17 protein-coding genes are annotated in these 12,006 nt (G+C 36.9%); 8 read left to right on the forward strand and 9 right to left on the reverse strand.

Annotated elements, in window-relative coordinates; all coding sequences use genetic code 11:
- Nucleotides 1-95 precede the first annotated feature (95 nt).
- From PVK79_RS06135 to PVK79_RS06150, 4 genes are read right to left on the reverse strand one after another with little or no spacing between them, the layout of a single operon-like run.
- Nucleotides 96-401, reverse strand: a complete 306-nt coding sequence (locus PVK79_RS06135; RefSeq protein WP_274804062.1) for a hypothetical protein — start codon at nucleotides 399-401, stop codon at nucleotides 96-98.
- A complete protein-coding gene (locus PVK79_RS06140) occupies nucleotides 398-1,933 on the reverse strand; it encodes a replication initiation factor domain-containing protein (protein WP_274804063.1) in 1,536 nt (511 codons plus the stop codon). The genes PVK79_RS06135 and PVK79_RS06140 overlap by 4 nt, the downstream gene beginning before the upstream one ends.
- Nucleotides 1,917-2,132: a hypothetical protein gene (locus PVK79_RS06145; RefSeq protein ID WP_274804064.1), complete on the reverse strand. Its 216-nt coding sequence runs from the start codon at nucleotides 2,130-2,132 to the stop codon at nucleotides 1,917-1,919. Before PVK79_RS06145 ends, PVK79_RS06140 begins: the two co-directional genes overlap by 17 nt.
- 2 nt (nucleotides 2,133-2,134) lie before the next feature.
- Nucleotides 2,135-2,383: a DNA-binding protein gene (locus PVK79_RS06150; RefSeq protein WP_274804065.1), complete on the reverse strand. Its 249-nt coding sequence runs from the start codon at nucleotides 2,381-2,383 to the stop codon at nucleotides 2,135-2,137.
- A 219-nt stretch (nucleotides 2,384-2,602) separates the two neighbouring features.
- On the opposite strand from PVK79_RS06150, the gene PVK79_RS06155 reads away from it, so the two are divergent.
- Both PVK79_RS06155 and PVK79_RS06160 read left to right on the forward strand, forming a co-directional pair.
- Nucleotides 2,603-3,046, forward strand: coding sequence for a hypothetical protein (locus tag PVK79_RS06155; RefSeq protein WP_274804066.1), 444 nt, complete (start codon nucleotides 2,603-2,605; stop codon nucleotides 3,044-3,046).
- A 47-nt stretch (nucleotides 3,047-3,093) separates the two neighbouring features.
- Complete coding sequence (locus PVK79_RS06160; RefSeq protein WP_274804067.1) at nucleotides 3,094-4,086, forward strand: phage integrase; 993 nt, start codon at nucleotides 3,094-3,096, stop codon at nucleotides 4,084-4,086.
- Between the two features lie 3 nt (nucleotides 4,087-4,089).
- Here PVK79_RS06160 and PVK79_RS06165 read toward each other — a convergent pair whose 3' ends face one another.
- Genes PVK79_RS06165 through PVK79_RS06175 form a run of 3 tightly spaced genes read right to left on the reverse strand, consistent with a single transcriptional unit; the run spans nucleotide 4,090 to nucleotide 5,375 of the window.
- Nucleotides 4,090-4,512 (reverse strand): protein-export chaperone SecB, encoded by a 423-nt coding sequence (locus tag PVK79_RS06165; RefSeq protein WP_274804068.1) that lies wholly within the window; start codon nucleotides 4,510-4,512, stop codon nucleotides 4,090-4,092.
- Entirely contained in the window at nucleotides 4,512-4,790 is a 279-nt protein-coding gene (locus PVK79_RS06170) for a hypothetical protein (protein ID WP_274804069.1), read from the reverse strand. Before PVK79_RS06170 ends, PVK79_RS06165 begins: the two co-directional genes overlap by 1 nt.
- A gap of 9 nt (nucleotides 4,791-4,799) precedes the next feature.
- Nucleotides 4,800-5,375, reverse strand: a complete 576-nt coding sequence (locus PVK79_RS06175; RefSeq protein WP_274804070.1) for a hypothetical protein — start codon at nucleotides 5,373-5,375, stop codon at nucleotides 4,800-4,802.
- Between the two features lie 532 nt (nucleotides 5,376-5,907).
- On the opposite strand from PVK79_RS06175, the gene PVK79_RS06180 reads away from it, so the two are divergent.
- Entirely contained in the window at nucleotides 5,908-6,660 is a 753-nt protein-coding gene (locus tag PVK79_RS06180) for a sulfite exporter TauE/SafE family protein (RefSeq protein ID WP_182734375.1), read from the forward strand.
- Nucleotides 6,661-6,787: 127 nt separating this feature from the next.
- Here PVK79_RS06180 and PVK79_RS06185 read toward each other — a convergent pair whose 3' ends face one another.
- Together PVK79_RS06185 and PVK79_RS06190 are read right to left on the reverse strand one after the other, a co-directional pair.
- A complete protein-coding gene (locus PVK79_RS06185) occupies nucleotides 6,788-7,585 on the reverse strand; it encodes a hypothetical protein (RefSeq protein WP_145242932.1) in 798 nt (265 codons plus the stop codon).
- Between the two features lie 18 nt (nucleotides 7,586-7,603).
- Nucleotides 7,604-8,116, reverse strand: a complete 513-nt coding sequence (locus tag PVK79_RS06190) for a hypothetical protein (protein ID WP_257325513.1) — start codon at nucleotides 8,114-8,116, stop codon at nucleotides 7,604-7,606.
- A gap of 137 nt (nucleotides 8,117-8,253) precedes the next feature.
- Here PVK79_RS06190 and PVK79_RS06195 point away from each other — a divergent pair, with 137 nt between their 5' ends.
- The 5 genes from PVK79_RS06195 (at nucleotide 8,254) to PVK79_RS06215 (ending at nucleotide 11,998) form a co-directional block, all read left to right on the forward strand.
- A complete protein-coding gene (locus PVK79_RS06195) occupies nucleotides 8,254-9,309 on the forward strand; it encodes a phytanoyl-CoA dioxygenase family protein (RefSeq protein WP_257325515.1) in 1,056 nt (351 codons plus the stop codon).
- 550 nt (nucleotides 9,310-9,859) lie between these two features.
- Nucleotides 9,860-10,534, forward strand: a complete 675-nt coding sequence (locus PVK79_RS06200) for an aspartyl/asparaginyl beta-hydroxylase domain-containing protein (protein WP_145242937.1) — start codon at nucleotides 9,860-9,862, stop codon at nucleotides 10,532-10,534.
- A 7-nt stretch (nucleotides 10,535-10,541) separates the two neighbouring features.
- Nucleotides 10,542-11,051 (forward strand): GNAT family N-acetyltransferase, encoded by a 510-nt coding sequence (locus PVK79_RS06205; protein ID WP_182731105.1) that lies wholly within the window; start codon nucleotides 10,542-10,544, stop codon nucleotides 11,049-11,051.
- 119 nt (nucleotides 11,052-11,170) lie between these two features.
- A complete protein-coding gene (locus PVK79_RS06210) occupies nucleotides 11,171-11,464 on the forward strand; it encodes a DUF6916 family protein (RefSeq protein ID WP_223192109.1) in 294 nt (97 codons plus the stop codon).
- A gap of 12 nt (nucleotides 11,465-11,476) precedes the next feature.
- Nucleotides 11,477-11,998, forward strand: coding sequence for a phage tail protein (locus PVK79_RS06215; protein WP_099028543.1), 522 nt, complete (start codon nucleotides 11,477-11,479; stop codon nucleotides 11,996-11,998).
- Nucleotides 11,999-12,006 lie beyond the last annotated feature (8 nt).

The following is a 12,006-nucleotide window of genomic DNA, read 5'->3' on the forward strand; positions in this document are numbered from 1 at the left end:
TATAAATTTATAAAACTCAGGATCTTTACTTAGAGCAAATTCAATAAGATGGTAAAAAAGTATTTTGTCTAGTGATGGCTTTGAACTCATACTTATTAAACCAACTGAACATCAGCAACAATATTGCGTGACATATTTCTAGGGTCTGGCTGTAAAACTAAATCAACTTCACAGATACCATGCTCATCAGTTATAGCTTTGAATTTGTTATACAAGGTTTGGTCTTCCATCATTTCTACGCTCTTAGGTTCAAAGCCACATTTTTGAATATTGTGGTCACCTTGAATGTAGTCTTGCTCAGGAACTAAGTAAGAGATAGACGAAAAAGAGTAGGGTTTAGCTGCACCTGATTTACTAGACACACCACGACCCATTGCCGCAGATAATAAAATTACTTTCATGTTAAAAACTCCATTTGATTAGGTGGTGTAATTGTGGCTTCAATTATTGACTTGGGTATATCCCAAGGGTTTAAGCCTTTAGTTAATTTATCGATTATGTCTTTATCTGATAGCTCTTTTGCATGCCGCAAAAAAATTAGATATTCAGGAGTAATACCATCTTGGTTAATCGAATCTGGAACATCCGAAGAATCTAACCCTTTAGTTAGTTGATCGATTATGTCTTTATCTGATAGCTCTTTTATATGACGTAAAAAATTTAATAGCTTCCCGTAAGACTGCTTACAGTAACGTTGTAAACGGTCAGCGACTAAAAGTCCGTTATTTATTCTCTCTCTACTGGTAGTTCTGATTTCAAGACGTTCAGCAGTAATAAAAGCAAAAGCGGGATAGGCAGCAGCAAAAACGGCATCGGTATTGAGAAGTGCATCCAAGGAGATAACACGGTCAATACTCCTAAGCTCAAGCTCAGCCCGAACCCAATTAGGTTGAGATTCACTTTCCATTTGCTTACCTTTTTCATACATACGCGCCATTTTTCCATTTTTCCGACTTCCTACGTAAAGTGTATTTCCGCCATTGGCCACACAGTCATAGCGTTTTTGCCAACCGTGTTTTTTTCTCCATAAACCTTGTTCTTCAGGGCTTATTTTTTGTAATTCGCCAGTTTTAATGAGTGACCATTTAGGCTTTTGGTTGGTTTTACAGAACGCACCTTCTTCTAAGTTTTGAAAGTAATCTTGTATGGTTCTATTACCTTCATAATCATCGTAAGCAATATCTAAACGAGTGATTTTTACATTGGGCATTTTTTGAATCATAGAATGTAATTTGGGAATATCTAAACCAGCACAACCAGTGCCCGTAAAGGAAATCATTACACCGCCATTATTAGCCCCCCATGCAATAACACCTGAATTTACATCGTGACGATAAAGCGTTGCTGATTTTTCATATGTAAACATGCCACCCGAGTTATCACGGTAAGACCAGCTCAATGTGTCACTGGTTAAACGATCAGCAGCGGTTGCTACTTCAGTATTTAAAAGGTGCATAAATTTAGAAATATCACCTTCAATTAGTGAGGTAAGTGTTTTATAGCGTTTTGTTTTTCTTACTATATTTTTAAGGAAGTGCTTTCTATCTTCCTCTGGGATTTCTTTAATAGACTTGTATTTACGGTATTTTGAAGAACCAGCTAAGTTACTTTCAAATAGCTCGTTATAGAAATAATCAGAGTTAAAAATAACCGATTCGCTTACATCAACTTCTAAATCATCAGTTGCGGTATTGTTTTGTATATCAAAGTTTGATTGTTCAGCATCCGCAGCAAAGTCGTCTGTAGCATTATTTTCAAAAAGTTCAGCGCATAACATAGCGTTATAAGCTTCTTTATATGAAGAAAAGTCCCCGTTACCAAAGGCTAATTTTGCATCAAAACGGCAACGGGCAACCTCGTTAGGAGAGAAAACGATAGTTAAGTAATCGATTTTTGTTAGGTTCTGAACTGGATTTTTAGAATTCTGGTTCATAGTCGAACACTCCAGAATCAAAAAGCTCTTGCCAGTTTTTATCATCTACATCAATTATCTCAAACGGTTCACCGTTACAGTAGTCAATGCAAAAAGCCATTGCTTCTGAACGTGACGAATACATAAGCGGGTGTTCAATTTTATTGAAACCTAATGCGTATTCTTCTGTGCCTGAAACGTATTGAAGATAGAATTTCATATTTAGGCTTTCGACGTTATAGCAAGATCAATATTTGCTGCTTTTGCTGCTTCGGCATAAAGCGCAATCATGTTGATATATTTTTTTACTCTTGCTGGATTTTCACTTGGCGAGCATGGAGGTGTATAAGTTGGCAATCTTCCTGCAAAAACGGCATTAACAACGTCTTTCACTGTTAGCCCCTGTAAGCGTGCATACTCTTGGTATGTCAGGATAGGTGCTGGAATAGATAAAATAAGTTGTTTATTCATAATTGCTATCTCTATTCAAGTGATTGGTTTTTATATATCCCACTTAAGAGATATAATTCGTTGTAATGTAAACGCATAGCGTTAGCTTAGTGTAAATGACATGGCCAATTCACTTCTTGCGTTATATTTTAGGTTTTACATAATTAAATACCTATATTTTAATGTTACGATCGTTTTTATGGGTATTCAAGCTGAATTTAGAATTTTTTGGGGTTTTATATGAAAGTAAATGTTACAGATATTTTTGAAAGGCTCTTAGAGGCTTGTAATTTAAGGACTTTAAAAGAATTATCATTAGAGTTTGGATACAAAACTAATTGGGCATCAAACTGCAGATTAAAGGAGATTATTCCTTGGGATGTATGTTTGAAAGTGGCGATTGATAAAAAGGTTCGAATTGATTATTTGATATTTGGTATTGAAGAAGTAGAAAAAACAGTTGAGGAGAAGAGTGTTGAATTTGAAAAAGGGCTTATAAACGGCGTATTCAACGCAACTGTATATGAACTAATAACTCCTCAGAAAGGTGTTGAAATAACTCAGATAGCAGACATTATCCATAGTCAAATTAAAGACCTTTATATGACAGACGATTTACAAAAAAAATTCATGCATGAAAAGCTGGTCAAAGAGATTGAATCACACAAAGAGAAAAAGGTTTAAAATAATGGCCAAATTTTATTGACCATTACATACAAATGAGAAATTAAATGACAATAAAAAAAGTTAATGGTGGTTATAAAGTTGATATTCGCCCGTGGGGTGCTGATGGCCGTAGGATTAGAAAGGTTTTTCCTACACGTGGCGAGGCGCAACGATTTGTAAATCATACTATTGCGGAGGCGGAAGATAAGCCTTGGAAACAAGAGAAAATTGATGGCCGTCACTTATCTGATTTAGTCCAGCTTTGGTACAAAGTACATGGTCAAACTTATGCTTCCCCTCAACGTGCTTTAGCTAAATTAGAAATGATTTGTGAAGCGCTGAACAATCCAATTGCTATGAATTTACAAGCTAAAGATTTTGTTAAATGGCGTGGTGAACGTATGTCGGGTGAAACACCAATAAGCCCAAAAACCGCGAACAACGACCTTGTATTAATTAAGAGTATGTTCAATAAGTTAATTGAAGTAGGGGAGTTAAAATATCCGAATCCCTTAGCTGAAATTAAGCCTTTCAAACTGCAACAAACTGAGCTTTCATTTTTGATGGAAGACGAAATAATTACACTACTAAATGAGTTAAAGCGCTCTACTAATCCGCATATTTTAATCGTGTCTAAAATTTGTTTGGCAACAGGTTGTAGGATAAGTGAAGCTTGTAATTTAAAAGGTTCTCAGGTTATAAAATCAGGCGATAGCTATCGCATCACCTTTATTAATACCAAGGGTAAAAAGAACCGAACTGTACCAATTAGTGAAAAGCTGTTTAATGAGATCCCTAAAAAATCAGGGCCATTATTTGCTGACTGTCGAAAGGCGTTTGAAAGGGCTGTCAATAAAACGGATATTAATTTACCTAAAGGGCAATGTAGCCATGTTTTAAGGCATACTTTCGCTAGTCACTTTATGATGAACGGAGGTAATATTTTAGTATTACAGCAGATACTTGGTCATGCAAAGATTGAGCAAACTATGGTTTACGCGCACTTTGCACCAAGTCATTTAGAGGATGCTATAAAGTTTGGGCCCGCAATATATTGAATACTATTCTAAATTCGGTTTTATCTCTTCGTTGTACATCGCTTGAAAATTTATTGTAGGGAGTATTATATTTTCTAAGCCAGAGTTAATTAATACCGAGCTGACAGACGCTCTAAGGTATGGGTAAGCAATTGCTGGGGAGTTTACAAACAAAAATGGTGATTTTTTAAACTCATCATCAATGCCTTCTTCTCGAGAGAAATTAGCTAGATACTTAAGATTAATTAAAGCGCCATCGGAAGAAACAATTTTCATTCTAAACTCAACTTGATAATGGTGCTCATCTTCATCAGAAAAAGCCGAAGATACACTAAACTCTTCGACTCCTGATTCACTATCCTTGGAATTAGAAAAATCCGAGAAAATACTAGGAGAAGCATGAATCTCGAGAAGAGTCATTCTTCCACCATTAAATTGAATTGACATTATGCCGCCTTCTCTAATTGTTCTTCATTACAAGCTGTTCCAAATAACATAAATTTTGGGCCTGTTCCTTTGAAATTAATTCCAACTGCTTGCTGTGATTGAAATACAATATCGTAATGTTCTATAACTAAGTTATTATTATCTGAGTATCCGATAACGTCAGCGGCACTAACTCCAGAAAAACGAGCATGTTTGAGAGCTTCTTCCTGAAATTCTTCAACTGAGACTTTATCCAAATGCTTTTTGATTGATTGTAAGCTTTCTTCAAATATATCCATAAAACCTCCTTAAGCAACCCACTCTACTGGGTGTATTAATCTTTTTCTGCTAATAACTTTTTCATTGATATCAAACAAACAAAGTTGGTGACGGTTATTAAGTGCTAATAATTCTTGCTTATTTCTTCTGAACTTGAGCTTAAGTCTTGTGTCAATGTCACAACACTTTATTCCAGCCCAAGGGAAGATGATTTCTCCCTTAGCTGCTTCGGCTCTGTAATGTCTAATTATATCTGATACAGAAATGTCTCTTAATGGATTACCTTTTTGTTTGTTTTTATGAACTTTATCAAGGTAATCATGAATTAATTGTTTAAAGTAATTTATAGCGTTAGGGCTGCCTATAAGATCAAGTATCTGTCCTGATTCCGATAAATCAAGTTCAAACTCCACAATTGAATAAATATTGTTTTTAGCCTTTTCCCCCCAAATAACAGCTAACTCTTTATCTTCAATCCAAAAATAATAGCCTTGGGAAAGCCATTGCCTTGGGTTGTCCTCACTTATGAATGGAGAGTTATCATAGACTTGTTGATAACCACCTTCTTGCTCGCAAGTTTGGTAAAATAACTGATTTGGAAGCATATATCCTTTACACATTCAAAATGATTGATTAATAGATAGTGAGATCCCCTAACTAAGGGATTAATTATTGTTTATTTTAAGTTTTTCTACTAATTAAGTATATCTAAATATACATCAGTTAAGTGATATATTCAATTTTAGTGTCCATATACTGCCCAAAACCAATTGATTACGCAAGAGCGTACTAGATTCTATAAGTAAATAACATTTTGATTTTAATGCAACTTGTTGTTTTCATTAGTTACCTATAACAATCGAGGCTTTTCGGACGGGGGTTCAAATCCCCCCAGCTCCACCAATATCGGTTTTTAAATTCGTTGATTTAAAAACCCTAAAAAACCCACCAATTTGAGTAATCAATTTTGCGGGTTTTTTTATGTTTAAGGCGAGGTGTTTTATTGTTTTAATAGCTCATCGCTTATTTTTATTTTATTGAAATAAGCGCTTCATTTTACTGGTGCTTTAGGTACTCGCATCTTATTTTTACTCATGCTAACGTCATTATTCTCTTTTACTTGCCAAGTGGTCTTAGATGGAATTTTTAGCTGGCGATTTATTAACGCCGCTCAGCGTGATTGGGCTTATTATATTATCGGCTGTAACGTCGATGATTTCGGCGGCTTTTGGTGCTGGTGGCGGGTTGATGTTGTTGGTGGTGATGGCGTCGTTATTGCCTATGAGTATTGTTATTCCGGTGCATGGGTTAGTGCAGCTGGGCTCAAATGCCAATAGGTTTATGCTGACTTTTAAACACCTTGATAAAAGTATGTTTGCGTACTTTTCACTCGGTGGGCTTATTGGTGCGTTTGCTGCGTCGTCTATTGTGACCCGTATTCCACTTGAATTGATGAAAATTGTCGTGGCAGGGTTTGTACTTTATTTATTATGGGGAGTGACGCCAAAGTTGCGTGAAACCTCAGCTTTATGGCGCAGTACAGCTGGTGCTGTGACAACATTTTTATCGATGTTTGTTGGCGCAAGTGGCCCGTTAGTGGGCAGTTGTTTGTATGTTAATAATTATGAAAAGCTAAGATATACCGCTACTTTTTCCGCTTGTATGAGTGTGCAACATACTTTTAAAGCTATTTTGTATGGCTTTGTAGGTTTTTCGTTTTGGCAGTGGTTGCCTTTAGTTGCGGCAATGATCATCAGTGGTGCGCTTGGCACGTGGCTTGGTTTACAGTTATTACAGCGGATTTCTGCGGCTAAGTTTAAACGTATTTTTCGGGTTGTTTTAACCTTACTTGCGCTGCAATTGGCATGGCAGGGGTTACAAGCGTTTTAGCTAACAATTTGTTAAAGCGCTATAAGTCTAGGTGTCATAGCGCTTTATAAATTCTAAGGAGTACAGGGACAAGGGCAGGCTTTTCTATTACACATCATTACAATGAGTGTTGCACTGATATTCTAAATCACACTGACTTTGGTAACGATGAATAGGCAATCACAGCGGCATCCCTGTGTGCTAGATCGGGGTGCTGTAACTTTTTACTGTATTCATCACAAAAGATGATTGCATCTCCTTTTGTTATCAATAAAGGGTCGTGAGTGAAGTTTAATAACAGCGATTGCCAGCGCTGTATTATTTCTTTTGGTGGGCTTGGCAGAACTTTTAATATTGCTTTTGATTGGGTAAATTGGCTGTTTATTGCGATGTTTAGCATGTCGTCGTTTGCAGCTCCTAGCCAGCTAGTACCGTTATCGCCAACGCATAAAAGTGGCATATAAGGCGCAAGTGCTGGGCATACATCATTTCTATACACCTCAACTTTCCAATAGTTACGGGCTATTTTTACAAACTGAGTAAAATCTTTAATTGGGGTAAAGTTTGATGTCGCTAAAGGCAAAATCTCTACTCTGGGTTTATTGGCATTCACGGTGTCGTTAGAAACATCAATATACCAAGGACCAATAATAAATGCGTTTTGAAAATACTCATCCCGCAGTGAACCCCATGCTTTTTGTAAAGGATTGCCCTGTGCAATAAGACCTTTTAATAAGCTAAGCCCAGGTTTGTTTGTGTGCGGCAGTTGTGCTTGTAGTAATGTAAATACCTCGTCTCTTATTTCTCTACAGCGGCCAATTGGATAAGGTTTTTCAGCAAAGTAAGGCATAGTAGGCGCAAGTGTTAAATCGGCTATTAATCTTAGTTGAGCTAAGTCAGCACATAGTAAAGTAAGCTGCTCTGAGGAAAAGTTATTATCAAGCACGTATGTTCCTTATCGTATTTATTGTAATTTTTTTAGTTGAGCTTGTGTGTAGGCGTCATCTCTAAGCCACCTTAACATGTTTGGATAACCGTTGGGGTGATCAGGTTGTTCGCACATAAACCATGAATACAACAGCGGATAGCCAAAGCCAGTATTATTGCTAAAAGCGGTTATTAAGCTAGCTGAACTGCCTTTATAACCGTGTTGATGAAATAAAACATCGGGTGCAATATTTAAGTAACAGGCTGCGGCCCATGACCATGCAATCGCGGTCATTTCTTCAGCGGCTTGGTGATCATGGTTTTTCATATCGCCGGTTAAACAGGTTCTGTTTGTCTCTGAGGTTACTGCAATATGCCCAGCTTCATGAAGGATGTCACCAGGGTAGAGGCATTTTTCTAAATCAAGTAGTAAAGTTCCCTGAGCTACTTTAATTCCCGGCAAAAAAGTCTTTTCGTTTAACGTTTCATACCGGTGCTTTATTCCAATATGAGTAAGAAAGGCGAGAATTTTTTCAATCTCAGTGTTCATACCACTCCCTGTATTTAGCAATTACAATTGTTGCTTACAGTAATATAGCACTCTATTCTAACTAAGTTTAGTTAGCGTTAATAAATCAATTTAAGGTGTTTTGCTTGTCTAAAATCAGGCAAGAAAAAGGAGTTATTATGCAAAATGAATTGATAGCAAAAGTGCCATCTCTGCACACAACAGCGCAGAGCATACTACCTTGTTATAACGAAACTGGGCGTTTAGGTTTATTTCAATTAAAACGAATGTGGCACAAAGCGCAATTACAAAAACAAGGCTGTGCGGATAAAAAAATAATAGAAGGCGAATGGTCGCTTGATGTCATGATCATGGATACTTTAGGCTTAGGGCTCACACCGACGATAGAATTCATTTTTTCATCGGATAGTTTTTTAACGTTCGAAAACTGGGTAGAACAGCGTTATGGCATAGCTATTTCAAATACAGTTAAAAGTAAGTTAAATGAAAAGGTAGCAGCATTTTTTCAGAAAAAAGACCCAAAACAACAAAAAATATTACTAAATCAGCCTCGTCATTATGTTTTAACGTCACAGCAGTGGCAAAGCTGGGATGATAATGGTTACGTTATTATTCCTGAGTTGGTGGAAAAAACGCTATGTGAAAACGTTTGTAATATGATTTATGAACGTTTGAATATGGATAAAAACAATCCTGCCTCATGGTACCGAAATCATGATCTTAAACAAGGAGTTATGGTACAAATTTTTAATGATATAACAATGCAAGCTATTCGGAAGCAGCCTCAGGTGCGGGATGTTTTTGAGCAACTGTGGGGTAAAAGTAATTTAACTGTAAGTACTGATAGGGTTGGTTTTAACCCGCCAGAGACATTGAGTTGGCAGTTTCCCGGGCCAAATCTGCACTGGGATATTAATTTTAATAAACCGCTCACCTTTGCAACGCAAGGGTTACTGTACCTTACTGACGTTACCGCTGATCAAGGTGCGTTTAGTTGTGTTCCTGGTTTTCATAAAAAAATAGACGGCTGGCTTGCTAGCTTACCTAAAAACACCAATCCACATCATTTTAATTGCCAACAATGGCACAGTACGCCTTTGCCTGCAAAAGCGGGCAGTTTAATTGTTTGGCAACATACACTGCCGCATGGTAGTTGTCCAAATAGGACGAATAGTCCTCGAATTGTGCAATATATAAATATGAGCTCATTATAAAGCTAAGCAAAATCAAGCCTGCAGTTATTTATAAGAATAACAATGATGCCATGTAATAACGTGTAATGTTTTTTATAACACTCCTGTGCCATGCTCAAGATAATTTAAATTAAGCTGCATTTACTAAGCCTTTTATTTTTTATGGTTTTTTATGATGTTTGATATAAATCAAATAAATTAAAGCTACATAAAATAAATGAAAATTAAAGTTGTACCCTATAGCTTTTAAACTAAGCTCTTAACTGAATGTAGTATTAATTCCCTAATAGAATTTAGCGCGATAATTGGATATCAAAGGAATACTTCAGTATGGAAGCACAAAGTTCACAGCTTACAAAGCGTTTACGGCGCGCAAAACCAATAATTTGTTATTTAAAGTCTTTACTTAAAATGCAATTAGAGTCATGTGCTAAAGCCGTTATAGTGAGTGAAAGTAGCTCAACATACCGCAACAATATACATACAGAAATCGATTTCACCCCCATCCTGTATACACTTTGTTTTAAGATTAAATACTTGCTCATTCATTCTCTTCGTTTGAGAACAAATAATGAATGATGACATACTTATTCCTGAAGTTGTTAATGCTGGTGAGAATATAGTCTCTCCAGTCATTTCGTTTGCCAAACTTGAAATTTTTTATAATGTAAAAAAGATGTCTGCCGATTTGCTTGTAGCAAAAAAATTAGAATGGGTTAGACATGTTAATACCCAGTGTTATCAGGGCGATTGGGATGTATTGCCTTTAAGAGTGCCTGTTGAACATGCTGATAAGCATGTGATTCTGCAATCTTTCGCAATTGAGTCTAGCTCAAGTTTTATTGATGGCGATCACCTTCAATATTTACCTTCTATTAGTGAGTTATTGTCACAATTTAAATGTAATATTTTATCTGCACGGCTTATGCGCCTTTCCCCCAACTCTTTGATTAAACCCCACCGAGACCTTGGATTGAGTATTGAGCTATCAGCCCAGGCACGTATTCATATTTCTTTAGAGACATCTGAACATGTTGAATTTTTAGTGGATGATTTAAAAGTTCCAATAAGTCAGAGCAGCTGTTGGTATATAAATGCCGATGCGGAACATTCTGTAATAAATACTGGTGATACACCAAGAATCAACCTTGTCATAGACTGTAATGTTAATGAGTGGTTGTTGGATTTAATTATGAACTCTAAAGAAAAAACATATTGTAGTAAAAAAAGTAAGCTAAGGAGCTAAAGAGGTAATGAAACTTAATATTCCTAAGGGCTTAAATATAAGACCGTCAAATGCAAACGATAAGCCTTTTTTAGAAAAGCTGCATAGTTTAATGCGACAAGACTTACAGTTAATTGATGGCGAAAAAGATTTTGTAGAGTCAATTGTGGAAATGCAGTTTAAAGCTCAAACCCAAGGGTATGGCGATAAGTTCCCCAATGCAATGTACTTTATTATTGAAAAACATCATGAAGCAATCGGTAAGGCAACCATTGATTTTGGCCCAAATGAAATTCGTATCGTCGATATTGGCTTTTTACCAAGTGCGAGAGGGCATGGTTTTGGCTCAGCGATAATTCAATCGTTTCAAAGTGCCGCATTACAATCTGGTGCACCTTTAACACTGACCGTTGAGCAACATAATTTTGCTGCAAAGCGTTTATATCAAAAGCTAGGCTTTAAAATTGAATCAATTAAGGCTCCTTATGAGTTACTAATTTGGTATCCGCCAGCTTTTAGGAATATAGCTTTAGGTTAATTTAAAAAGAGGGGTAATGAACGAAAGGTAATAAAGCGCCTCGCTTGATCATTGGTATTAATAACTGTTTTTTAGTTAACAAGAGCGAGTCTAACTTAATGAGCAAAGGAGCAAGTGTTGTGAAACTAACTAGTAGTTTATTTGAAGACTTAATCGGTCAGGATGTTGAAGTTTTTACGGCCGATGGCAAGCATAAGCTAAACGAGTTGCAAGTTGATGCTATTGATGAGTGCAAGCTAAACAGTAATGAATTTGAAGGATTTTCTGTAACGTTAACTGCCAAATCAAATTTTCCGCTTACTGATGATACGTATACATTAAAGCATCAAAAGCTGGGTGAAATGCCACTGTTTTTATCTGCATACGAAAAAGACAAGTATCAAATAATTATCAGCATAAAAAAAGAAGCATAAAGGAGTTTAATAATGTCAGAACCCTATATTGGACAGGTTACCCTCTATGGCTACAATTGGGCACCTAAAAATTGGTCTTTATGTAACGGTCAGCTAATTCAAATTAGCCAAAATCCAGCGCTTTATTCTCTCACCGGCACCGCGTATGGTGGTGATGGTAGAACAACCTTTGGTTTACCAGACTTTCGTGGCAGAGTGCCGGTGGGGCTTGGTGACTTAGGAAACGCTAGTTACGATAGAGGCAATGCTGGTGGCGCTGAAAACGTAACGTTAACCTTAGCAAATATTGCACACACCCACACCATGCAAGCAAGTACGAAAACGGCTAACTTTACGCTTGCTAACGTTCCGGGACCAAACCAAATGGCGACGCAGACGGCAGAGCCTATATATGCTGCAGCATCGAATTTGGTAAATACCTCAGACTCCACGGTATCAAGCATTGGTAGCGGTCAGAGCCACAATAATATGCAGCCCAGCTTATCCCTTAACTTTGCCATTGCACTCACTGGCATTTATCCGAGCCGAAACTAAGGAGGTCG

It is taken from the genome of Pseudoalteromonas rhizosphaerae, from assembly GCF_028885455.1.
Lineage (GTDB): Bacteria > Pseudomonadota > Gammaproteobacteria > Enterobacterales > Alteromonadaceae > Pseudoalteromonas > Pseudoalteromonas rhizosphaerae.